Below are 23,623 nucleotides of genomic sequence, written 5' to 3' on the forward strand. Positions count from 1 at the left end.
GAACCCGGAATCCCGATGGAGTCTTCGCGTGTCGGATTCCGGGTTCGCGAGCTTTTGCTCGCGCCCCGGAATGACGCGCTGGTAACTAAAAGGGAAGGCTGTGCTTAGCGTGGCGCGCGCTTGGCGAGGATGCGCTGCAGGGTGCGGCGGTGCATGTTGAGGCGGCGCGCGGTCTCGGAGACGTTGCGGTTGCACATCTCGTAGATGCGCTGGATGTGCTCCCAGCGGACGCGGTCCGCCGACATCGGGTTCGGCGGCGGTTCGGATTTCTCGTTGCCGGTCGAGAGCAGCGCTGCAACGACGTCGTCGGCGTCCGCCGGCTTCGACAGATAGTCGACCGCGCCCATCTTCACCGCGGTCACGGCGGTGGCGATGTTGCCATAGCCGGTCAGCACGATGGCGCGGCAATCCGGGCGCTCACGCTTCAACGCCGAGACCACATCGAGGCCGTTGCCGTCGCCGAGACGGAGATCGACCACGGCGAACGCCGGTGCCGCCTTGCCGATCTGGGCGAGACCGCTGGAGACGCTGTCGCAGGCCGTGACCGCGAAGCCGCGCGTTTCCATGGCCCGTGCCAGCCGGTCGAGGAACGGCTTGTCGTCCTCCACGATCAGCAGCGAGCGATCGGTGTGGTCATTCAGTTCGGGAATGGCGTTCACGGCGGGGCTCCTCGTCGAGTGTCACAAGATATGGGGGTGCGACACCGCGCTGCCAAGAGCGTGCGCCTGCGACCGGAGCGCGCGGGGCAGATCAAGCCATTGTTTCTTCGGTCTTTTCGATGGTCTCGAAGCGGTTCCTGGGCCAGCTGAGCTGGACGATGGCACCATGATCCGGGAAGGTCTTGTTGCGGAACTCGACCTTGGCGCCGGTTCGCTCCAGCAAGGTCCGGGCGATGAACACGCCGAGGCCGAGGCCCGACCGCTCGCGATTGGGATCGTCGGCGCTGCGGCGGCGCGACAAATAAGGCTCGCCGATCCGGCGCAGCACGTCCGGCTTGATGCCCGGACCGTCGTCCGACACCACGATCTGCACGGTGTCGGCGTTCCACCAGGCATTCACCTCGACGGCGTTGCGGGCGAAGTCGACGGCGTTCTCAAGGATATTGCCGATGCCATACAGGATCGCGGGATTCCGCATCACCACCGGCTCGGGTTCGCCGTGCTGCGCCAGCCGGATCTTGATGGCGATGCCGAAGTCGCGATGCGGCGCCACGGCCTCCTCGATCAGCGTCGACAGCGGCATCCGGTCGAACGGTGCGCCGGCCGACGATAGCTGAGCGATCTTGCCGAGGATCTCGCGGCAGCGCTGCGCCTGTTCGCGCAGGGTCCGCAGGTCGGAGGCCATCTCCGGCGGGGCGGTTTTTTCCAGTTCGCGCGAGATCAGGAAGATGGTCGACAGCGGCGTGCCGAGTTCGTGCGCGGCCGCGGCGGCCAGGCCATCGAGTTGGGTCAGATGCTGCTCACGTTCCAGCACCAGTTCGGCCGCCGACAGCGCGTCGGCGAGCTTGCGGGCCTCTTCGGTGACCTGGAAGGTGTAGAGGCTGGTGACGCCGATCGCGAGCAGGATCGAGAGCCAGACGCCGACCAGATAGATCCGCGGCAGCGCCACCGGCTCCTCGCCGGCCCAGGGCAGCGGCAGATGGCTGTAGCCGAGGAAGGCCGCGCAGCCGGCCGCGAAGATCCCGAGCGAGATCGTCATCCGGGTGGGCAGTGCGGTGGCGCTGATCAGCACCGGCCCGAGGAACAGGAATGCGAACGGGTTCTGCAGGCCGCCGGTAAAGTAGAGCAGGCCCGCCAGTTCGGAGATGTTGAGCGCGAGCAGCAGCGCGGCGTAGATCGGCTCCATCCGCTGCATCGGATTGAAGGCGATCTGCAGCGCGAGGTTGACCAGGCCCGACACGGCGATGATGACGATGCACGGCATCACCGCGAAGTCGAATTCCAGCCCTTCCGAGACCACGAAGATCGCGGCGAGCTGGCCGAGTGCCGCCAGCCAGCGCAGGCGCAGGATGGTATCGAGGCGAACGTGGCGCCGCGGATGCCGGAAGTCGGCGGAAATCAGATCATCGGACATGCGCCGGACAGTAGCGTCGGCGGCTCGGGATGCCAATTGACGCCGCCCGCGGCGGATCGCCCGGCGGCACGCTTGCGCTCACCGCTGGCAATCGCCAAACAGGCATCCATGATGGCGATCGATAGCGTTGGCCGGGTCGACGACCCGGCGGGGTCTTCCTCCGTGTCTGCGGCGATTGAAGTCTCGCATCTGGTCAAGACCTACAAGACCACGCGGGCGGTGGACGACATCTCGTTCCGGGTGCCGCGCGGCAGCATCACCGGACTGCTCGGCGGCAACGGCGCCGGCAAGACCACGACGATCGCGATGATCATGGGCCTGGTATTGCCGACCGCAGGACGGATCCGCGTGCTCGGCTGCGCGATGCCGGAGCAGCGGGCCGACGTGCTCGGCCGGATCAACTTCGAAAGCCCCTATGTCGACATGCCGTCGCGGCTGACGGTGCGGCAAAACCTGACGGTGTTTGGCCAGCTCTACGCGGTCCCCGACTTGCGCGGCCGGATCGCCGAACTCGCCGCCGATTTCGACCTGACCGACTTTCTCGACCGGCCCTCCGGCAAGCTGTCGGCCGGGCAGAAAACCCGGGTGGCGCTGGCAAAGGCGCTGATCAACCAGCCCGAACTGCTGCTGCTCGACGAGCCGACCGCCTCGCTCGACCCCGACACCGCCGACTGGATCAGGTCGCATCTGGAGAGTTATCGCAAGCGCCGCGGCGCCAGCATCCTGCTGGCTTCGCACAACATGCTCGAGGTCGAGCGGCTGTGTGATCGCGTCGTGATCATGAAGCGCGGCCGGATCGAGGACGACGACACCCCGTCGGCGATCATGGCCCGCTATCACCGCTCGACGCTGGAGGAGGTGTTTCTCGACGTCGCCCGCGGCCGGGCACGGGATGCTGAATCATGAGAAGCTTGATCGCCGGCCTCGAACTCGGTCACGGCCTCGCCTGGCATCGCATCAGCGCTATGGTGCTGCGCTATTGGTACCTGCTGCTGTCGTCATGGCCGCGGCTGTTCGAGCTGGTGTACTGGCCGGCGCTGCAAGTGATCACTTGGGGCTTTCTGCAGAGCTACGTGGCGCAGAATGCCGGGTTCTTCGCCCGCGCCGGCGGCACGCTGATCGGCGCGGTAATCCTGTGGGACATTCTGTTTCGCGGTCAGCTCGGCTTTTCGATCTCGTTTCTCGAGGAGATGTGGGCGCGCAATCTCGGCAACCTGATGATGAGCCCGCTGAAGCCGCTCGAGTTTCTGATCGCCTTGATGATCATGAGCCTGATCCGTCTTGCCATCGGTGTCGTGCCGATGGTGGTGCTGGCGATGACGCTGTTCGACTTCAATCTGTTCGGCTTCGGCCTGCCGCTCGGCGCGTTCTTCTGTAACCTGATCTTTACCTCGTGGGCGCTCGGCATCTTCGTGTCCGGGCTGGTGCTGCGCCATGGCCTCGGTGCCGAAAGCATCGTCTGGAGCCTGATGTTCGGCGTGATGCCGCTCGCCTGCGTCTACTATCCGGTCGCGGTGCTGCCGCATTGGCTGCAGGTCGTCGCCTGGATGCTGCCGCCGACATACGTGTTCGAAGGCATGCGCGCGCTGCTGATCGATCACCAGTTTCGCGGCGATCTGATGCTGTGGGCGCTTGGCATCAATGTGGTGCTGTTCGTGGCCGCGTTCATCAGTTTTCTGGCGATGCTGAACAGCGCCCGGCGCCACGGCTCACTGATCCAGAGCGGTGAGTAGGATGAATCCGGACAGGCCTGTGGACTGTCCGTGCTTACTTTTTACGCGGTGAAGCGCATATTTCGATCTTGTGATTGACGCGCCTGTACCCAGCCGCCACTATGTTGCGCTGCACGGGGTTACGAGGGACACGACACGATGCCGGTTGTCATTGGTGAATTTGGTCGCCCGCCGGAGATGCCTGCGGAAGTCAGTCCGGCGCTGACCACGCCGATGTACTGGTTCTACGAGATGGCGCACGCCTCGCTGAATCCGGCGCGGGCGATGTCGGACGCGACCAAGCTGGCGTTCAAGAACCCGCTCAATCCGTGGAGCCACACCGAATTCGGCAAGTCGATTGCCGCGGCTTGCGAAGTGTTCGAGCGCACCACCCGCCGCTACGGCAAGCCGGAGTGGGGGCTCGACGACACCGAAGTCAACGGCATGCGGGTCCCGATCGAGATCCACAATGTCTGGGAAAAGCCGTTCTGCCGGCTGCTCTATTTCGAGCGCAAGCTGGAGCGCCCGCTGCGCCATCCGCAGCCGCGGCTGCTGATCGTGGCGCCGATGTCCGGCCACTACGCCACGCTGCTGCGCGGCACGGTCGAAGCCTTCCTGCCGACCCATGAGGTCTACATCACCGACTGGGCCGACGCCCGGATGGTGCCGGCCGCGGCCGGGCGGTTCGACCTCGACGACTATGTCGATTACGTCATCGAGATGCTGCAGACGCTGGGCGGCAACGTTCACGTCATGGCGGTGTGCCAGCCGTCGGTGCCGGTGCTGACCGCGGTGTCAGTGATGGAGGCCAACGAAGATCCGTTCGTGCCGCTGTCGATGACGCTGATGGGCGGCCCGATCGACACCCGCCGCAATCCGACCGCGGTGAACAATCTCGCGGCCGAGAAGGGCATCGACTGGTTCCGCAACCACGTCATCACCAAGGTGCCGTTCCCGCATCCGGGCTTCATGCGCGACGTCTATCCGGGGTTTTTGCAGCTCAACGGGTTCATCAGCATGAACCTCGACCGGCACATGGACGCGCATCGCAACCTGTTCAACCATCTGGTTCAGGGCGACGGCGACCTCGCCGACAAGCACCGCGAGTTCTACGACGAGTATCTGGCGGTGATGGATCTGACCGCGGAATTCTATCTGCAGACGGTCGATCTGGTGTTCGTCAAGCACGCGCTGCCGAAAGGCGAGATGACGCATCGCGGCAAGCTGGTCGAACCGTCGAAGGTCAAGCGCGTCGCGCTGATGACGGTGGAAGGCGAGAACGACGACATCTCCGGTCTCGGTCAGACCGAGGCGACGCACGGTCTGTGTTCGTCGATCCCGGATAATCGGCGCGTGCACTACGTGCAGAAGGGCGTCGGCCACTACGGTGTGTTCAACGGCTCGCGTTTCCGTTCGGAAATCGTGCCGCGTATCTGTGATTTCCATGCGTCGTCGGCGAGTGATACGCCGGCGCGCGCGGCGGAGTGATTACTACGCGTCGTCATGAGCAGGCGCTGTGGATGACGCGTTGGTGCTGATCAGTTTGCGCTGATAAATCAATGCGCAAGCGGCTTGGTCACTTGTGTACATAGCCTGGGGGAATCCAGATTCATGGGTTCCACAAGTAGTGAGGAGTGAGTCACCTCTCAGGGTATCGTTTTGAATCGAAATTCGCGAAAATTTCGAGTTCCAGGCCCCATCACTTAGGGGTGCGACATCGGCTTTGCCCTGTATATTGGGCAAATGATTTGTTTTTGCGCCGAGCGCTTCCCATGGCGGCGGTTATGGCAGATTCCAGGGGACCTTCTTTTCCCTGGACCTGCAGACATGGCCCGCGCACTTCTCTATCGGCGCCCCACGGAGCCGTCGACAATCCCCGTCCGACACGGCTCGCAGTTCTTCGCCGTTCGCATTCGCCGCCACCGCCGCGCGCGACGTTACACCTTGCGGATTCATCCGAGCGACCGCGAAGCGATTCTGACGATGCCGCCGCGCGGCACGCTGGCCGACGCCAAGGAATTCGCCCAGCGTCACGGCGCGTGGATCGCCGCGCGTCTCGGCCGGCTGCCGAAGGCGGCGCCGTTCCTGCCCGGCACGCTGGTGCCCCTCCGCGGCCAGGACCATAAGATCGTGCACCGCGCCGGGCGCGGCACGGTGTGGACCGAAGTGCGCGAGTCCGGCGAAAAGATCCTATGCGTCGCCGGCGAGACCGAGCACATTGAGCGCCGGGTGCTCGATTTCCTCAAGCGCGAGGCCCGCCGCGACCTGCAAAAGGCCTGCGATCGCTATGCGCCGGAGCTCGGCGTGAAGGTGACGCGGCTGTCGATCCGCGACCAGTCGAGCCGATGGGGCTCGTGCACCTCGGCCGGCTCGCTGTCGTTCTCGTGGCGGTTGATCCTGGCGCCGCCTTATGTGCTGGACTATCTGGCGGCCCACGAAGTCGCGCATCTGGTCGAGATGAACCACTCGGCGCGGTTCTGGCGCGTGGTCGGCAAGGTCTGTCCGCAGATGGAGCGCGCCAAGACCTGGCTCGACTCCTACGGCAACGACCTGCACCGCTACGGCATCAGCGACTGAGGTGCGCTGGACGCGGGCGCGCTGCCCGCGTCGCCCTCACCCCAACCCTCTCCCGCAGGCGGGAGAGGGAGCCGGCTACGGCGCGGGGAGAGGTCAAGCCACTCAGCTATTTTCAGCTATCAAACAGACGCTTATTCGGGTGGCAGACGCTGCTCCGCTTGCAGCGCGCTCCCTCTCCCGCCTGCGGGAGAGGGTTGGGGTGAGGGCTGCCACGCAGACTGAGGGTTGCCGCGCGCCGCTCAGATCTGCACGCCGCATTACCGCCCAAACAGCCGATCCATCAGCCAGCCATCCAAACCGGCGTCCGCCTCTGGCCGCACGTTGGCGCGGGTCGGCGGAGGCATCCGGCCTGATCCCGGGGGCGGGGGCGCGTTGATCACCTGGGTTTCGCCGCGCGGGCCGGCCTGCGCGATGGTGCCGCCTCCCGTGGGCGGTGCGTTCAGGCCGCCGCCGAGGCCGGCCGGCGGGCTGCTCGCGATCGGGCCGCCGCTCCAGTCGCCGGGCAATGGCTGCGGCGTCTCGCCCTTGAGCGCTTCGCGCATGAACCGCGTCCACACCTCGACCGGCAGTCCGCCGCCGGTGGCCTTCTTGGTCGGCGAGTTGTCGTCGTTGCCGAGCCAAACGCCGGTGACCAGCGTCGACGTGTAGCCAAGGAACCAAGCATCGCGGAAATCCTGGCTGGTGCCGGTCTTGCCGGCCGCAACCCAGCCCGGCAGGTCGGCCTTGTGAGCGGTACCGGAGCGCAGCGTTTCCTGCATCATGGTGTTCATCATCGCCACTGCGCGCGGGTCGACAACCCGGCTCGCCGGCTCGTCGCTACGGACGTACAGCACCTTGTTGCCCTGCGCGGTGCGGATCCGCTTCACCACATGTGGCGACACCAGCAGCCCGCCATTGGCGAAGGTGGAGTAGGCACCGACCAGCTCGGTCAGCGTCACTTCCGAAGTGCCGAGCGCGATCGACGGGTTGGCGTCGAGCTTGGAGGCGATACCGAGCCGGTGCGCGGTGCGCACCACGTTCTTCGGCCCGACTTCGAGCCCGAGCCGCACCGCCACCGTGTTCAGCGACATCGCCAGCGCCTGGGTTAGCGTGACCGAGCCGAAATATTCGTGGGTGTAGTTCTCCGGCTTCCAGCCCTTGAGGTCGAGCGGGGCGTCCTGGCGGATGGTGTCGGGTGTCAGACCGGCCTCGACAGCCGTCAGATACACGAACGGCTTGAACGCCGAGCCGGGCTGCCGCTTGGCGGTGACGGCGCGGTTGAACTGGCTGTCGGCATAGTTGCGCCCGCCGATCATGGCCCGCACCGTGCCATCCGGTGTCATCGCCACCAGCGCGCCCTGGGTCACCTTGTATTTGACGCTCTTGGCCGCCAGCTCGTCGATGATCGCGGCCTCGGCCACCGATTGCAGCCTGGGATCGATCGAGGTCTCGACGATGATCGATTGGTCGATCTGTCCGACCAGATCGTCCAGCACCTCGGTGATCCAGTCGGCAACGTAGTTGATGGTGCCGGCGCCGGTCGGCTTGACGGTGTAGACCGGGTTGGCGATCGCGGCCTGGGCCTGCTTGTCGGTGACGAAGCCGGCCTCCGCCATTGCGGCGAGCACGATCTGGGCGCGCTTTTCGGCACCTTCGGGATTGCGGTTCGGCGCGAGGCGCGACGGTGACTTGACCAGGCCCGCCAGCATCGCGGCCTCGACCAGCGTGACGTCCTTGGCCGATTTGCCGAAGTACTTCTGCGCCGCAGCCTCGACCCCATAGGCGCCGGAGCCGAAATAGACCCGGTTCAGATACAGTTCGAGGATCTCGGCCTTGGAGTGCTTGCGCTCCAGCCACAGCGCCAGCTCGACCTCCTGCAGCTTGCGGGTCAGCGTGCGGTCCTGGGTCAGGAACAGGTTCTTGGCGAGCTGCTGGGTCAGCGTCGAACCGCCCTGCGACACGCCCCGGTGCAGCACGTTGGTGACCGCGGCGCGGGCGATGCCGAGCGGATCGACGCCGAAGTGCTGATAGAACCTGCGGTCTTCGATCGCGATGAACGCCTTCGGCAAATACGGCGGCAGCTCCTTGAGAGCCACATTGGTGCCGGCCTGCTCGCCGCGCACCGCCATGGTCGAGCCGTCGTCGGCCACGATCGTGATCGTCGGCGGCCGCTTCGGAATCTCCAGCGATTGGATCGGCGGCAGATGCGCGCCCACCCAGACCATGACGCCGACCACCGCGAGCACGGCCCAGATGCCGGCGACCGCGCTCCAATACACCACGCGGCCGATCGCCTGGCGCACCGACGCGATCACGCCCTTGCGCGGCTTGCGCTTGCGCGCGCCGCCGCCGGCTTTGCCCGCGGGCTTCTTCTTCGGCTTGTCGTCGGCCACGTTCACCCGATCCTGCGGCGTCAGGCGCATGTCGGCGAGCGATTCACCGGACCCGAATTTCGGCTCTCGCCTCTCGCCGGCTTTTTTCCTGCCCCACGCCATCGCATCGTCCACGCCGACCGTTGCAGGCGACGCTAGCGAACCCGGTTTAAGGCCCGGTAAAGCGAAGGTTAAAGCCGGGTTCCCGATTTGACGGAACCGGCGCAGACTTGAGGCATCTCAAGACCTTGCGCTACAGCTCTGCGATCGATGCGGCACCTGCCGACCGTACAGAAGGAACAGTGATGACCAGGGTGTTGAGGACCGCGGAGGAGATCGAGGCGCTGCTGCTGCAGGACGTCCGCGGCCAACGTCACTGCGACAAGGTCGAGGCGATCCGGATTCGGGCCTGCCAGCCCTGCGACGACACCAATGGGGCGAATTGGAAGGTCGCCACGGTCGATCCCGGCCAGGCCAGCCGGGAATTTGCCGGCGCCGCGGTGATGACCGCGATGGACCGGCTGCAGCGCGAAGTCAGCGCGATCCCGTGGGAGTAATCGCGAGGGTCAGTACCACCGGCCGGTTCTGATTTGGGCAGAGCCGTTCCTTTGCTGAGCGCCAGGCCGCCGTGCCAGCAATCGGGGGACGGCGGTTAGTGATAGTTGCGGCGGCGCGGCGCGGCTCCGATCTCGCCCATCAGCCAGCTCTTCATCTTGGCCCGGCTGGCGAACCGCTTGGCCTCTTCGAGCAGCTCGTCGCGCTCCTCTCCGGCCGGCGTCAGCGCCGCCTCGATGTACTTGGCGACCGCCAGCTCCTCGAGCTGTTCGACGGTGAAATAGCGGTTGCTGGTGCTGTCTGCTCTCATGCTGATCCGCCGCCGCCGGCAGCGCCTCCACTCAACGGCTTCCACTCCCGTCTGTTGGCGGCATTCGAACGCGATTCGGGCAGGCTGTCTGTGCAGAATTGGTCGATACCCGGCGATGTACCGGGGCGGAGAGTCCGTCTTCTGGTATCCGGCTGAGTAAGCCGTCCTCTGTGAGGATCAGGAACCGCTCTCGGAAAGCGACTTTGCCACTATCGCTATGGAAGGGAGAAACCGGGGCGCGAGTTCCACCCGCGACCCGGAATGACGTGCTGCTGCCGAACTGATTGCTGCGATTACATCGCCGCGTCGTCCTCGATGATCGGGCCGAACAGCTCCCAGCGCTCGCCGTTGAACTTCATCATCCGGAGCTGCTTGTTGACGCGGAAGTCGGTCGGCGAGGTGTTGACCGACATGCCCGGCAGCGACAGGTCGCCGACGACATTCTTCAGGTTGGCGGCCTGCTTCATGACGTTCTCGCGGGTCAGGTTGTCGCCGCACTGCTTGAGGATGGTGACCAGCAGCTCCGCCGTGCTGTAGCCGTAGCTGTTGACGGTGTTGAGCTTGTCGCCGTCCGGATAGTACTTGTCCATGAAGGCGAAATACTTCTTCACGCCCTCGTCGTTGGCCCATTGCGGGTCGGCAGGGTCCTTGCCGTAATTGACGCTAATGATGCCCTTGGAGATGTCGAGGCCGGCCGGCTTCAGCGTGGCCGACACCGGGCTGGCGTTGATGTCGAGGATATGGATCGGATTCCAGCCGAGGTCGGCGACCTTCTTGATCGCCTGCGCGGCGAAGCGCGGCGTCGAGGCGTCGTACAGCAGTGTGGCGCCGGCGGACTTCAGCTTGACGATCTGCGAGTCGACGGTCGGGTCGGTGAGCTCGTAGGAGGCTTCGGCGACGATCATCTTGTCGGCCTTGTCGCCGAGCGCGGCGCGCAGGCCGGTGACGTAGTCGCGGCCGAGATCATCATTCTGGAACAGGATGCCGATCTTGGCGTCGGGGTGGTTCTGCAGGATGTAGCGGCCGTAGATGCGGCCTTCGGTCTGGTAGTTCGGGTTGAAGCCCATCGTCCACGGGAAGTTCTTCGGATCGGTGAACCGCGTCGCGCCGGTGGCGGCGAGCAGTTGCGGGACCTTCTTGGCGTTGAGATATTTCTGCACTGCGGCGTTGGATGGCGTGCCGATGATCTGGAAGGTCAGCAACACCTCGTCGCTTTCGACCAGCTTGCGGACCTGTTCGACGGCCTTGGGCGGCGAATAGGCGTCGTCGTACTGGATCAGGTTGATCTTGCGGCCGTTGATGCCGCCTTGATCATTGATCATCCGCATATAGGCGGCCTGGGTTTTGCCGATGCCGGCGTAGGCAGAGGCCGGGCCGGAGAACGGCACCGTCTGGCCGATCTTGATCTCGGTGTCGGACGCTCCCGGATCGTATTTCTTTTGCGCCGCGGCGGGCACGGCGGTCAGCGCAACGGTCGCAAGAGCCGCTACGGCGGCCTGATACAGGCTCTTCATCGCTGGTCTACTCCCTCATGGCTTATGACCGGCGGCGTTTTGCCTGCCGCCGTTAGCGGGGAGTGTGGATCAGCACTCGAGGTCTGGCAATGCCGCGATGATGCGCCGTTGCAATTTGCCGCGCTGTGCGATGCAGCATCCTACTTGCCGACTACGCGACCCACGCTGCGATCAGCGCCACCAGGGCGGGAGCTGCCTGGACGTAGAGAATGCGCCGGCTCACCGTCCAGGCGCCGTACAATCCGGCGACGATGACGCAGCCGAGGAAGAAGGTGGCGAGCTGCAGCGCCACTGCGGCGTTCGGATGCAGCAGCGACCAGATCAGCCCGGCCGCCAGGAAGCCGTTGTACAGCCCCTGATTGCCAGCCAGCACTGCGGACGCCGCGGCTTTGTCGGGACTATTGCGAAACACCTTGAGCCCGAGCGGCTTGGTCCAGAGAAACATCTCGAGCACGAGGAAGAAGACGTGCAGGGCCGCGACCAGCGCGACGAGAAGGGTGGCAACGGCGTTCATGCGCAGGCTCCGGCAGCAGACATCGGCGGCTCAGGCGTGATACTAGCATGGTCAAACAAATTCAAAGCAAGCAGGAGGGGCGCATGACCGGCCATATCGATCCGACCAAGGAGGTGTTCGCGCAGTTTCGCGAGATGGATCGTCCGGGTCCGATCCATATGCTCAACCTGGTGCGGCTGAAGCCGCGCGCCGCCTATCCGGACGGCCGCGAGGCGACCGGCGCCGAGGCCTATGCGGCGTACGGTCGCGACTCGGGCCCGGTGTTCGAGCGGCTCGGCGGCAAGGTGGTGTGGCAGGGCCAGTTCGAGCTGATGCTGATCGGTCCTCAGCACGAACATTGGGACCATGTGTTCATCGCCGAGTATCCGAGTGTTGCGGCATTCGTGGAGATGATTCGCGATCCGGCGTATCGCGAGGCGGTGAAGCACCGTCAGGCGGCTGTCGAGGATTCCCGGCTGATCCGCCTGAAGCCGCTGAAGCCCGGCAAAGGATTTGGCGAAATCCCGACGTGAGCGTCTGACATCAGGATAGGACTATGGTAGCGCCGCTTCGGCGCTTCCTATAGTTTGCTCTCGTCCTGCGTTCCTTCCCCCGGAGATTCGATCGATGCGCCTGTCGGTGCGCCTGACCTTGGCGATGACCGTGCTGGTGGCGTGTACGGTAGCGGCGATCGGAGTGCTCGCGTACTACAACATCGGGCGGGCAGCCGTGCCGTCCGGGCTGACGCGGCTCGCCTATCAGGCCAAGGCGCGGCTTGGCGCTTACGAATCGGTTCTCCGCATCATCCGCAACGAAGTGCTCTCGGCCCGGCTGCTGCCGGCGCATCTCGGCATCGTCAGGTCGCGGCTCAACGGCGGCACCGATCCGGAGGTCGGACTCACTGAAGCACAGTGGCGGTCGCATCTGGCGGCGGCGTATGCGGGCAACATGCAGGTCAAGCCCGGCCTCTTGGCCTACCGCTTGGTCGGCGTCGCCAATGGCGGGCGCGCCTTGATCGCCGTCGATCGCCACGGGCCGAACCGCAGCATTCGCACCGTGCCTGACGCCGAGCTGCCGCAGCTCGGTGATGACGAAACGTTCAGGCGTGCCGCGGGGCTGACGGGCGACGAGGTGTACTTCTCGCCGATCCGAATCTTTTGGGCACCGAGCGGCACAGACGCCGCCGCTTCGTCGTCACCGCGGTTCACAGCCGCGGCGCCGGTGCGCGATTCCAGCGGCGCGGTGTTTGCGGTGCTGATGATCACTTACGATCTGCGGCCCGTGTTCGAACGCATCCGTGACGTGCTGGACAACGACACCGACGTGTATTTCGTCGAGGCCGACGGCGGCTACATGATGAACTACATGGACGGCCGCATCGTCTCGGCGGAACCGGAGCGGCGCTGGCAGGACGACTTCCCGCAACTCGCCGCTGCGCTTGGTGACAAGCCTGGGGCCGCGGCGGTGTTCTCCCGGCCCGACGGCGAGCGGGTCGCTGCGGCGATCGTCATGGCGCCGCTGTCGAACGGCATCCGCACCGCCGTGATCGAAACCGAACCGCTGGAACGGATCATGGCGCCCGCCACCGCGCTCAGAACGCCGGGCCTGATCGTCGGCCTCGCGGCGGTGCTCGGCGCGGTGCTGCTGTCGGCGCTGCTGTCGCGTTCGATCGCCAGTCCGATCATGCAGCTCACCCGGGCCGTCGCGGCGTTTTCCCGCACCGGGCGGCTGGTGATGCCGGCGGGGCTGCGCGGCGAGAGCCGCATTCTTGCCGACGCCTTCGCCGAAACCGTTGCCAAGATCGACGAAGCCAATGCGGCGTTGCGCAGCAAGTCGGAGCTGCTCGACAAGACCATTGCCAGCATGGCGGACGCAGTGGCGGTGCTCGACGCCGAGGGCAAGCGGGTGTTTGCCAATCCGACTTGCGTGGCCTTGTTCGGGGTCGCCGAGGACATCGGCTCCGAGCGCTGGAAGCGGAAATACAAACGCTTCCTCGCCGACGGCGTCACGCCGATGCCGGATTACGACAGTCCGGCGGCGCGGGCGCGGCGCGGTGAGAGCTTCGACAATGTCGAACTCGGCATCCGCCACGGCGATGACCCGGTGGTGCAGCTCGCCGCAAGCGCGCGGCGGATGGAAAACCCGGATGGCTCGTTCGCCGGCGCGGTGATCGTGTATCGCAACCTCACGGCGTTCAAGGAATCCGAGCGCCAGCTGCGCCAGGCGCAGAAGATGCAGGCGATCGGCCAGCTCACCGGCGGCGTCGCGCACGACCTCAACAACATTCTCACGGTGATCACCGGCGGCATCGAAATGCTCGCCGACGGCGTGTCCGACCGGCCGGCGCTGAGGGACGTTGCCACGATGGTCGATCAGGCGGTGACGCGCGCCTCCGATCTCACCCACGGCCTGTTGTCGTTCTCGCGCAAGCAGCCGCTGCAGCCGCGCAGCATCGACGTCAACGCGCTGATGCTCGACACCGTCAAGCTGTTGCGGCCGACGCTCGGCGCCGGCATCGAAATCGATGTCGAGCCCTCGCCGGATCTGCGCCCGGCGCTGGCCGATCCGTCGCAGCTCGGCAGTGCGCTGATCAACCTTGCGATCAACGCCCGCGATGCGATGAAGGGCAACGGCAAGCTGTTGCTGGAGACCGGCAACGTCGATCTCGACCAGGCCTATGCGGCGCAGCACGACGAAGTCAGCGCCGGTCGCTACGTGATGCTGGCGGTGAGCGATACCGGCTGCGGCATTCCGGCGGCGATCCGCGACCGGGTGTTCGAGCCGTTCTTCACCACCAAGCCGGTTGGCGAAGGCACCGGCCTCGGCCTCAGCATGGTGTACGGCTTCGTCAAGCAGTCAGGCGGCCATATCGAGCTGTACAGCGAAGAAGGGCACGGGACGACTATTCGGCTGTATCTGCCGTATGCGGTCGCGTCTCTCGATACCGGGCTCGACAGCGCCGCGCCGCCGCTGGCGCAGGGCGGCCGCGAGTCGGTGCTGGTCGTGGAGGACGATGCGCTGGTGCGTAGCTACGTGATGACGCACCTGAAGGCGCTCGGCTACACCGCGCACTCGGCGGCTTCTGCGGCGGAAGCGATGTCGATGGTGTATGACGACGTCGAATTCGATCTGCTGTTCACCGACGTGATGCTGGCCGGCGGCATGAACGGGCCGCAGCTCGCCGAGGAGCTGCGCAAGTACAAGCCGGGTCTGAAGGTGCTGTTCACCTCCGGCTACACCGAGAACGCGATGCTGCATCATGGCCGGCTCGGTCCTGCCGTGCAGCTGCTGCCGAAGCCGTATCGCCGTGCCGATCTGGCACGGATGCTGCGCCGGGTGCTCGACGCCGAAGCCGACGTGCCGGCGAAATAAACCGCGTTTTCAACAGGGAACACGGCGAATCGATTTGGTTCGGAGCAGCGCCCGAGGGGTTATGCACACGTCGTGCACCGGGCGGTCACGCGCCCTGCATCTTGCCCGCAAGATCGCGTAGGTTGCCTTCGATTCGCCGCGCCGCCGTGGCCGAGTCCCCCTCCTTCGAATCTGCCAAAGAGACTCCCAGTGCCGAACATCGCGTCCGTCATCGCATCCGAACTCGCCGTCCGTGAGCAGCAGGTCCAGGCCGCCATCGACCTGCTCGACGGCGGATCGACCGTGCCGTTCATCGCCCGCTACCGCAAAGAGGCGACCGGGATGCTCGACGACGCGCAGCTCCGCACCCTCGAGGAGCGGCTGCGTTACCTCCGCGAGATGGAGGCACGCCGCACCGCGATCATCGACAGCATCAAGCAGCAGGGCAAGATGACGCCGGAGCTGGAGGCGGCGCTGCTGAAGGCCGACAGCAAGGCGCGTCTCGAAGACATCTATCTGCCGTTCAAGGAGAAGCGCCGGACCAAGGCGCAGATCGCGCGCGAAGCGGGCCTGGAGCCGCTCGCCGACCTGCTGTTGCAGAACCCCGACAAGGATCCGCAGGCCGAGGCAGCCGCCTATGTGAAGGCCGAGGGCGAGCATCCGGTCGCCGACGTCAAGGCCGCCCTCGAAGGCGCGCGCGCCATCCTGGTCGAGCGCTTCTCCGAACACGCCGACCTCACCGGCTCGCTGCGCGAAGCGATGTGGAGCCGCGGCGCGCTGAAGGCTTCCGTGCGCGACGGCAAGAAAACCGTCGGCGCCAAGTTCGCCGATTACTTCGACTTCTCCGAACCGTACGAGAAGCTGCCGTCGCACCGCATCCTGGCGCTGCTGCGCGGCGAGAAGGAAGAGGTGCTGTCGCTCGATTTCGGCGACGGCGAAGATCCGGAGTCGAAGGAGCCGACCCAGTACGAGAACCGCATCGCCGCGACCTTCGGCATCGCCCGCAAGGGCCGTCCCGCCGACGGCTTCCTGTCTGATTGCGTGCGCTGGGCATGGCGGACGCGGATCAAGACCGCACTGGCGCTCGATATGCGGATGCGGCTGTGGCAGCAGGCCGAGACCGAAGCGGTGCGGGTGTTCGCGGCGAATCTGCGCGACCTGCTGCTCGCCGCGCCGGCCGGCGGCCGTGCCACGCTCGGCCTCGATCCGGGCTTCCGCACCGGCGTCAAGGTCGCGGTGATCGACCGCACCGGCAAGCTGGTCGATCACGCCACGATCTATCCGCACGAGCCGCAGCGGCAGTGGAACGAGAGCATGCTGACGCTGGCGCAGCTCTGCGTGAAGCACCGCATCGAGCTGGTGGCGATCGGCAACGGCACCGCTTCGCGCGAGACCGAGAAGCTGGTGGCCGATCTGATGAAGGCCAAGCCGGACCTGAAGCTGACCAAGGCGATCGTGTCGGAAGCCGGCGCGTCGGTGTACTCGGCGTCGGAATTCGCCTCCAAGGAATTCCCCGATCTCGACGTGTCGATCCGCGGGGCGGTGTCGATCGCGCGGCGTCTGCAGGATCCGCTCGGCGAATTGGTGAAGGTGCCGCCGCAGTCGATCGGCGTCGGCCAGTATCAGCACGACCTCAATCAGCACGCGCTGGCGCGCGCGCTCGACGCCACGGTGGAAGACTGCGTGAACGCGGTCGGCGTCGATCTCAACACTGCGTCGGCGCCGCTGCTGGCGCGGGTGTCGGGCATCGGCGAGACGCTGGCGGTGAACATCGTCGCGCATCGCGACGCCAACGGGCCGTTCCCGAGCCGCGACAAGCTGAAGGAAGTGCCGCGGCTGGGGCCGAAGGCGTTCGAGCAGTGCGCCGGGTTCTTGCGGATTCGCGACGGCGAAAATCCGCTCGATGCCTCCGGCGTGCATCCGGAATCCTATCCGCTCGTCAAAAAGATCCTGGCTGCCACCAAGAGCGACATCAAGGCGCTGATCGGCCAGACCAAGGTGCTGCAGGGGCTGAAGCCGCAGGCCTTCGCGGACGAGAAGTTCGGTATTCCGACCGTCAGCGACATCCTGAAGGAGCTGGAAAAGCCCGGCCGCGACCCGCGTCCCGAGTTCAAGACCGCGACCTTCCAGGAGGGCGTCGAGAAGATCACCGACCTCAAGCCCGGTATGATCCTGGAAGCCACGATCACCAACGTGGCGGCGTTCGGCGCCTTCGCCGATATCGGCGTGCATCAGGACGGCCTGATCCACATCTCGGCGATGTCGGAGCGGCGCATCAATGATCCGCGCGAAGTGGTGAAGCCGGGCCAGGTGGTGAAGGTCAAGGTGCTCGAGGTCGACGTGCCGCGTAACCGCATCGGCCTGACGCTGCGGATGTCCGACCCGATCCCCGCTCCCGGCGAGCGCCGCACCGGCGGTGGTGGCGGCGGCGCCAGCGCCAAGCTGGTCGACCGCTACAAGCCGCGCCAGGAAGCCCCGAGCGGCGGCGGTGCGTTCGCGGCGGCGCTGGCCAAGGCGGCCGAGAAGGGCCGCAGCAAGGGGCGGTGAGCGCGCCCCGCTCGCCCCGCACTTAGTTGAGCAGTGCGCCGGCAATGCCCGCCGCCGCACTGAAGGCGACGACTACAAGCGGCGGCACGCGCCAGATCGTCAGTAGCGCAAAGCCGGTTAGCGCGACCGCGACGTCGGCCGTGCCGCGGATCGTGCTGGTCCAGACCGGGCTATATAGCGCGGCGCCGAGCAGGCCGACCACGGCGGCGTTGACGCCGCGCATCATCGCCTGCGCGGCCGGATAGCGCCGCAGTTCATGCCAGAACGGCAGCACGCCGAGCAGGATCAGGAAGCCCGGCAGGAAGATGCTGACCAGACCGATCGCCGCGCCGACTAGCCCGGGCGCTGGCGCCGCGATCGTGCCCAAGTAAGCTGCGAAGCTGAATAGCGGTCCCGGCACGGCCTGCGCCGCGCCGTAGCCGGCGAGGAACGCGTCGTCGCTCACCCAGCCCGGCCCGACGAACCCATCGCGGAGCAGCGGCAGCACCACATGACCGCCGCCGAACACCAGAGCACCCGAGCGATAGAACGCATCGAACGCCGCAACGATCGACGATCCGCTCAGTTGAGCGAGGAGCGGCAAGCCGAGCAACAGCACCACGAAGCCGAGTAGCGCGGCCACGCCGATCGGCCGTGATACCTGCGCCCCGACGTCGCCGAAATTCTGCAGCGCGTCGCTGCGGCACCACAAGATGCCGGCAATCCCGCCGAGCGCGATCGCGCCGAGCTGAGCGATGGGCATCGCGCTGAGGAGCACGATCAGCGCCGCCGCAACCGCAATGGTTGCACGATCACGATCAGGACAAAGCTGACGCGACATCCCCCACACCGCCTGGGCCACGATCGCCACTGCCGTCAGCTTCAGTCCGTGCAGCAGGCCGGTGCCGAGCGGTCCGTCGAGCGCGGCGGCGCCATAAGCGAACAGCACCAGCGCGAGCGCCGAAGGCAGCGTGAATCCGGTCCAGGCGGCGAGCGCTCCAAAATAACCGGCGCGCTTGAGGCCGATCGCGAATCCGACCTGACTGCTGGCCGGGCCAGGGAGAAACTGGCACAGACCGACCAGATCGCCGTAACTTTGTTCGTCGAGCCAGCGCCGCCGGACGACGAACTCGTCGCGGAAATATCCCAGATGCGCAATCGGTCCGCCGAAACAGGTGAGGCCGAGCTTGAGAAACACAAGCAGCACTTCGCGCGGCGTGCCGCTCTGCGGCTTTTGCGCTGCTGGCGCATGGGGAGTCGTCACGGGGTCTCCTGGCCGATGCCGGTTTGCGGCGGGGACAGCCCGGTCAGCCGTTCGCTGATCTCCCACAGCCGCCGATTGGCTTCCGCGTCCAGCGCCTGCGCGGGAGCCGTGATTGTCTTGCGTTCGGCGAAGTACTGGCCGCTGACGCCCGCCAGCTCCGGTGCATTGGCGAGATACAGCACGCGCTGGGCGGCGCTCTCGGCTGTCGGGATCGCCCAGCCGCCGAACCTGATCAGCAGCTTCCAGAACAGGCCCTGGGCGCCGTCGGTGCCACCGAGGTTGGATTTGAACACGCCGGGGAATACGCAATTGACGGTCACGCCGCTGCCTTCGAGCCGGCGCGCCAGTTCGAAGGTGAAATGCAGATTGCCGAGCTTGGACTGCGCGTAGCCCTTCATCATGCCGTAGGGACGTTTGTCCCAGTTGAGATCGTCAAAATCCATCGCCGCGTTGATGCGGGTGCCGACATTGACAATCCGCGTCGGCGCGCTGGCCTTGATCAGGTCGAGCAGCAGGTTGGTGAGCAGGAACGGGCCGAGGTGATTGGTCGCCAGCGCGCATTCGATGCCTTGCGGGCTCAGTCGCCGCTCCGCAAAAGCAGTGCCGGCGTTGTTGATGAGCAGATGCAGCCGGTCGAAGCGGTCGCGCACCGCCTGCGCCAAGGCGCGGACAGAGACCTGATCGGCCAGATCGGCAACGAACAGGTGCAGGTCTTGATGGCCGGTGGCGGCGCGAATATCCGCGAGCGCGGCTTCGCCGCGGGCGCGGTCGCGCGACACCAGCCCGACACGCAGGCCATCCGCCGCCAGCGCGGTGACGATGGCCTTGCCGAGGCCGGAATTGGCCCCGGTGACCAGTGCGGTGCGTTGATGCTCGGCGCTCGTGCTCATCGGATGCCCTCCTGGCCGTTGTCCGCCGAGCCTAGTCTAGCGCCCCGCGGGCTTGCTGTGATGACGGCCGTACAGGAAGTAGATCGCGAGACCGATCGCCAGCCACACCCCGAGCCGTATCCAGGTATCGAGCGGCAGGCCGAGCATCAGCACAAACGACACGATCGCGCCGGCCGGCGCCACCAGCCAGATCGCCGGCGCCTTGAACGGGCGGTGCTGCTCCGGGTGCTTGATCCGCAGTACCAGCACGCCGACGCAGACCACCGCGAACGCGAACAGTGTGCCGATGCTGACCAGCTCGCCGACCAGTCCGATCGGCAACACCCCGGCAAGGCCGGCGATGATCAGGCCGGTGCCGATGGTGGCGACATGCGGGGTGCGGAAGCGCGGGTGGGTGGCGGCGGCCGCCTTCGGCATCAGGCCGTCATGCGCCATCGCGCGCAGCACGCGGGTCTGGCCGAGCAGCAGCAACAGGACCACCGAGGTCAGTCCGGTGACGACGCCGATCTTGACGATCGAGGACAGCCAGCCGATCCCGGCGGCATCGATCCCGACTGCGATCGGGTCGGGCACGTTGAGCCGGTCATAGGGCACGATCCCGGTCAGCACGAACGCCACCGAGACGTACAGCACGGTGCAGATCGCCAGCGAGCCGAGGATGCCGAGCGGCATGTCGCGTTGCGGGTTCTTGGCCTCCTGTGCGGCGGTCGAGACCGCGTCGAAACCGATGAAGGCGAAGAACACCACTGCGGCGCCGCGCAGCACGCCCGACCAGCCGAAGACGCCGTTCTCCTGCGCCGGCGGAATGAACGCGCCATCTGGATTGGCCGCCGTCACCCAGTTGGCCGGCGTCACCATCGGCGCGGCGAAGATCAGAAACAGCGCGATCACCGTGAGCTTGATGCAGACGATGACGTTGTTGAACCGCGCCGATTCTTGGATGCCGATCACCAGCAGCGTCGAGATCGCCAGGATGATCGCCATCGCCGGCAGGTTGAGAATCGCCCCGGTGGTCGACCAGGCGTGGGTGGCTGCGTCATAGGCGAGCGGTGCCGTCGTGAACTGCGCCGGCAGGTGGATGCCGAAATTGCCGAGCAGGCTGACGAAGTAACCGGACCAGCCGATCGCCACCGTTGTGGCGCCGACGGCGTATTCCAGGATCAGGTCCCAGCCGATGATCCAGGCCACGAGCTCGCCGATCGTCGCATACGCATAGGTGTAGGCGCTGCCCGACACCGGCACGGTCGAAGCCATCTCGGCGTAGCACAGCCCGGCGAAGGCGCAGGCGACCGCGCCGAGCACGAACGACAGCGAGACGGCCGGTCCGGCATTGGCCGCGGCGGCATGGCCGGTGAGCACGAAGATGCCGGCGCCGATAATGCCGCCGACCCCAAGCGCGACCAGATTGACCGCCGACAGCGACCGCTTCAGGTGGCGCACCTCGCCATCGCCGCTGTCCCCGGCCGCTGCCTCGATTTGCAGGCTGCTCAGCGATTTACGCCTCCAGATGTCGGCCACTCTCGAATCCCCATTCCCCTGCGGCGGAACCCGCTCGATCTCAAGCGCGGCGACGGCCGCCGGGTTCCATTGCTCCGGCGCTTGCCTCTGGCGGCACCATTCCCGCCAGACAGCCGAGCGCCGCCCGCACCAGCTGGTGGCGGTACACCGCAAAATCGGCGGGCGGCATGCCCCGGATCAAAGCGTGGGCGAACATTCCGTACATCAGGCTGAAGACCGGCAACGCGGCTTCGGCGGCGGAGCGGTCGGGTTGCCAGTCGGAGGCGCCTTCGAGCAGCGCCTCCCATTCCTTCAGGAACAGGTCGTAGGCTTCGAGATAGTGGCTGCGCTCGCTCTTGTGCCGCTCCAGCATGAAATGCTGCATCCATTCGCGCGGCGCCTGCGCATAAATTTCGGCCTGCGCCGTGATCGCCGCAGTGACGCCGGTGGCGAGATCATAGCTGCCGAGCGCGGTGCGCCGGCGGCGCAGCGCCAGCAGCAGATCTTTGGTCCGCAGATGCACACAGGCGCGCGCCAGCTCATCCTTGCTGGAGAAATATTCGTAGAAGGTGCCGAGCCCGACGCCGGCCACCAGCACGATCTCGCGGATCGTGACTTCGGAGAACGGCTTTTCGTCGAGAAGCCGAACAAATGCGTCGCGGATCGCCCGCGAGGTTTCGTGCGAGCGCGGCTGCACCGGCCTTCGCCGTGATTTTGCTGGGGTTTCCGCGCGCTTCGCCATCCAGGCCCAATCCGAACACCTGCCCGATGCGGGTTGCCTATGATGCCTGCCGAACCATCGCAAGCGCCAGAGGCGCCGCTCCGGGAGGACCCAAATGCTCAACGCCGCCATTGCCGACAGCTACGGCGCCGTCACCCACGAGGTGATCAACCAGCCGGTCGAACTCGCCGACTACAATCTGTTCACCGCCGACCGGCCGCTGGTCGAGGCGGTGACGCGTGAGGGCGCCGAATGGGCCGCCAACGACATCGCCGATTTCGGCGCCCGGATTGGCGCCGCCGAGTATCTCGAGCTCGGCGCGCTGGCGAACCGCCATCTGCCGGAATTCGACACCCATGATCGCTACGGCCGCCGTACCGACCTGGTGCGCTTCCACCCCGCCTATCACCGGCTGATGCAGACTTCGATCGAGAACGGGCTGCACGCCTCGCCGTGGACCGACCCGCGCAAGGGCGCGCATGTCGCCCGCGCGGCGCGGTTCTATCTGCACAGCCAGATCGAGGCCGGCCACGGCTGCCCGATCAGCATGACGTTCGCGGCGGTGCCGTGCATCAGCCTGCAGCCCGACGTCGCCAAGCAGTGGCTGCCGAAAATCCTGGCGCGCAGCTACGACGCGCGGAATGTGCCGGTCGATCAGAAACAGGGCATCACCATCGGCATGGCGATGACCGAGAAGCAGGGCGGCTCGGACGTCCGCGCCAACACCACCCGGGCGATCGCGGTCGGCGCCGGCGGGCCGGGCGGTGAATACGAGCTGGTCGGTCACAAGTTCTTCGTCTCGGCACCGATGTGCGATGCCTTCCTGGTGCTGGCTCAGGCACCGGGCGGGCTGTCGTGTTTTTTGGTGCCGCGCTGGAAGCCGGACGGAGCCAAGAACCCGCTGCAGGTGCTGCGGCTGAAGAAAAAGATGGGCAACGCCTCCAACGCCTCGAGCGAGACCGAGCTGCGTGGCGCGCTCGGTTGGATGATCGGGCCGGAAGGCCGCGGCGTTGCCACCATCATCGAGATGGTAGCGATGACCCGGTTCGATTGCATGATCGGCTCGTCGGCGATCATGCGGGCGGCACTGTCGCAGGCGATCGATCATTGCCGGCAGCGCAAGGCATTCGGCCGGCTGCTAATCGAGCAGCCGATCATGCAGAACGTGCTGGCGGATCTGGCGCTGGAGACCGAAGCGGCGCTGGCGTTGACGATGCGGATCGCCCGTGCGCTCGACCACCGCGGCGACGAGCAGCAGGCGCATCTGATCCGGATCGGTTCAGCGATCGGCAAATACTGGATCTGCAAGCGCACGCCCGGTCTTACCGCCGAAGCGATGGAGTGCATCGGCGGCTCCGGCGTGATGGAAGACGGGCCGATGCCGCGTCACTTCCGCGAAAGCCCGGTCAACGCGATCTGGGAAGGCTCCGGCAACGTGCAATGTCTCGACGTGCTGCGGGCGATGACCCGTACGCCTGAAACGCTGCAGGCGTATTTCGCCGAGGTCGAGCAGGCCAAGGGCGCCGATGTGGCGTTCGATCGTCACATCGCCGCGCTGAAGGATGATATGCGCGATGCTTCGGACTTCGAGGAGCGCGCCCGTGATCTGGTCGATCGCCTCGCGGTCGGGCTGCAGGCCAGCGTCCTGATCCGGCATGCGCCGGAAGAGGTCGCCGAAGCGTACTGCGCCTCACGGCTGGCGCAGCGCGGGGCGCATCACTACGGCGCGCTGCCGAAGGGCGTGAACTTCGCAGCGATCATCGAGCGAGCGCGGCCGCGGTGATTGTCG

The 23,623-nt window shown here is 66.2% G+C and carries 19 protein-coding genes; 9 read left to right on the forward strand and 10 right to left on the reverse strand.

The window, feature by feature from the left end; genetic code table 11:
- Nucleotides 1-104: 104 nt before the first annotated feature.
- Both RPPS3_RS02975 and RPPS3_RS02980 read right to left on the reverse strand, forming a co-directional pair.
- Complete coding sequence (locus tag RPPS3_RS02975; protein WP_107342775.1) at nt 105-659, reverse strand: ActR/PrrA/RegA family redox response regulator transcription factor; 555 nt, start codon at nt 657-659, stop codon at nt 105-107.
- A gap of 91 nt (nt 660-750) precedes the next feature.
- Nucleotides 751-2,073: an ActS/PrrB/RegB family redox-sensitive histidine kinase gene (locus tag RPPS3_RS02980; RefSeq protein ID WP_107342776.1), complete on the reverse strand. Its 1,323-nt coding sequence runs from the start codon at nt 2,071-2,073 to the stop codon at nt 751-753.
- Between the two features lie 108 nt (nt 2,074-2,181).
- Here RPPS3_RS02980 and RPPS3_RS02985 point away from each other — a divergent pair, with 108 nt between their 5' ends.
- The 4 genes from RPPS3_RS02985 to RPPS3_RS03000 all read left to right on the forward strand — a co-directional run bounded on the left by RPPS3_RS02985 (nt 2,182) and on the right by RPPS3_RS03000 (nt 6,362).
- Nucleotides 2,182-2,979, forward strand: coding sequence for an ABC transporter ATP-binding protein (locus RPPS3_RS02985; RefSeq protein ID WP_107342777.1), 798 nt, complete (start codon nt 2,182-2,184; stop codon nt 2,977-2,979).
- Nucleotides 2,976-3,806 (forward strand): ABC transporter permease, encoded by an 831-nt coding sequence (locus RPPS3_RS02990; RefSeq protein WP_107342778.1) that lies wholly within the window; start codon nt 2,976-2,978, stop codon nt 3,804-3,806. The genes RPPS3_RS02985 and RPPS3_RS02990 overlap by 4 nt, the downstream gene beginning before the upstream one ends.
- 138 nt (nt 3,807-3,944) lie before the next feature.
- Entirely contained in the window at nt 3,945-5,273 is a 1,329-nt protein-coding gene (locus RPPS3_RS02995) for a polyhydroxyalkanoate depolymerase (protein WP_107342779.1), read from the forward strand.
- A 255-nt stretch (nt 5,274-5,528) separates the two neighbouring features.
- Nucleotides 5,529-6,362: a M48 family metallopeptidase gene (locus tag RPPS3_RS03000; protein WP_107342780.1), complete on the forward strand. Its 834-nt coding sequence runs from the start codon at nt 5,529-5,531 to the stop codon at nt 6,360-6,362.
- A gap of 257 nt (nt 6,363-6,619) precedes the next feature.
- On the opposite strand, the gene RPPS3_RS03005 is transcribed toward RPPS3_RS03000, so the two are convergent.
- Entirely contained in the window at nt 6,620-8,836 is a 2,217-nt protein-coding gene (locus tag RPPS3_RS03005) for a transglycosylase domain-containing protein (protein WP_107346403.1), read from the reverse strand.
- Between the two features lie 182 nt (nt 8,837-9,018).
- On the opposite strand from RPPS3_RS03005, the gene RPPS3_RS03010 reads away from it, so the two are divergent.
- Nucleotides 9,019-9,270, forward strand: coding sequence for a hypothetical protein (locus RPPS3_RS03010; protein WP_107346404.1), 252 nt, complete (start codon nt 9,019-9,021; stop codon nt 9,268-9,270).
- Between the two features lie 95 nt (nt 9,271-9,365).
- On the opposite strand, the gene RPPS3_RS03015 is transcribed toward RPPS3_RS03010, so the two are convergent.
- The 3 genes from RPPS3_RS03015 to RPPS3_RS03025 all read right to left on the reverse strand — a co-directional run bounded on the left by RPPS3_RS03015 (nt 9,366) and on the right by RPPS3_RS03025 (nt 11,606).
- Nucleotides 9,366-9,578 carry a hypothetical protein gene (locus RPPS3_RS03015; RefSeq protein ID WP_107342781.1) on the reverse strand — a complete coding sequence of 71 codons (213 nt, stop codon included), beginning with the start codon at nt 9,576-9,578 and terminating at the stop codon, nt 9,366-9,368.
- A gap of 293 nt (nt 9,579-9,871) precedes the next feature.
- Complete coding sequence (locus tag RPPS3_RS03020; RefSeq protein ID WP_107342782.1) at nt 9,872-11,092, reverse strand: ABC transporter substrate-binding protein; 1,221 nt, start codon at nt 11,090-11,092, stop codon at nt 9,872-9,874.
- Between the two features lie 151 nt (nt 11,093-11,243).
- Entirely contained in the window at nt 11,244-11,606 is a 363-nt protein-coding gene (locus tag RPPS3_RS03025) for a DUF1304 domain-containing protein (RefSeq protein WP_107342783.1), read from the reverse strand.
- Nucleotides 11,607-11,689: 83 nt separating this feature from the next.
- On the opposite strand from RPPS3_RS03025, the gene RPPS3_RS03030 reads away from it, so the two are divergent.
- The 3 genes from RPPS3_RS03030 to RPPS3_RS03040 all read left to right on the forward strand — a co-directional run bounded on the left by RPPS3_RS03030 (nt 11,690) and on the right by RPPS3_RS03040 (nt 17,483).
- Nucleotides 11,690-12,118 (forward strand): DUF1330 domain-containing protein, encoded by a 429-nt coding sequence (locus RPPS3_RS03030; RefSeq protein WP_107346405.1) that lies wholly within the window; start codon nt 11,690-11,692, stop codon nt 12,116-12,118.
- Nucleotides 12,119-12,212: 94 nt separating this feature from the next.
- Nucleotides 12,213-14,957, forward strand: coding sequence for an ATP-binding protein (locus tag RPPS3_RS03035; RefSeq protein WP_107342784.1), 2,745 nt, complete (start codon nt 12,213-12,215; stop codon nt 14,955-14,957).
- Nucleotides 14,958-15,146: 189 nt separating this feature from the next.
- Nucleotides 15,147-17,483, forward strand: coding sequence for a Tex family protein (locus RPPS3_RS03040; protein ID WP_107342785.1), 2,337 nt, complete (start codon nt 15,147-15,149; stop codon nt 17,481-17,483).
- 22 nt (nt 17,484-17,505) lie between these two features.
- Here the strand turns inward: RPPS3_RS03040 and chrA are convergent, their stop codons facing one another.
- Genes chrA through RPPS3_RS03060 form a run of 4 tightly spaced genes read right to left on the reverse strand, consistent with a single transcriptional unit; the run spans nt 17,506 to nt 21,855 of the window.
- Nucleotides 17,506-18,726 (reverse strand): chromate efflux transporter, encoded by a 1,221-nt coding sequence (gene chrA / locus RPPS3_RS03045; RefSeq protein WP_107342786.1) that lies wholly within the window; start codon nt 18,724-18,726, stop codon nt 17,506-17,508.
- Nucleotides 18,723-19,616 carry an SDR family oxidoreductase gene (locus RPPS3_RS03050; RefSeq protein WP_107342787.1) on the reverse strand — a complete coding sequence of 298 codons (894 nt, stop codon included), beginning with the start codon at nt 19,614-19,616 and terminating at the stop codon, nt 18,723-18,725. Before RPPS3_RS03050 ends, chrA begins: the two co-directional genes overlap by 4 nt.
- Before the next feature lie 36 nt (nt 19,617-19,652).
- Nucleotides 19,653-21,134: an amino acid permease gene (locus RPPS3_RS03055; protein ID WP_107342788.1), complete on the reverse strand. Its 1,482-nt coding sequence runs from the start codon at nt 21,132-21,134 to the stop codon at nt 19,653-19,655.
- 40 nt (nt 21,135-21,174) lie between these two features.
- Complete coding sequence (locus tag RPPS3_RS03060; protein ID WP_107342789.1) at nt 21,175-21,855, reverse strand: TetR/AcrR family transcriptional regulator; 681 nt, start codon at nt 21,853-21,855, stop codon at nt 21,175-21,177.
- A gap of 94 nt (nt 21,856-21,949) precedes the next feature.
- On the opposite strand from RPPS3_RS03060, the gene RPPS3_RS03065 reads away from it, so the two are divergent.
- Nucleotides 21,950-23,617 (forward strand): isovaleryl-CoA dehydrogenase, encoded by a 1,668-nt coding sequence (locus RPPS3_RS03065; RefSeq protein WP_107342790.1) that lies wholly within the window; start codon nt 21,950-21,952, stop codon nt 23,615-23,617.
- Nucleotides 23,618-23,623 lie beyond the last annotated feature (6 nt).

It is taken from the genome of Rhodopseudomonas palustris, from assembly GCF_003031265.1.
Classification (GTDB): Bacteria; Pseudomonadota; Alphaproteobacteria; order Rhizobiales; family Xanthobacteraceae; genus Rhodopseudomonas; species Rhodopseudomonas palustris_H.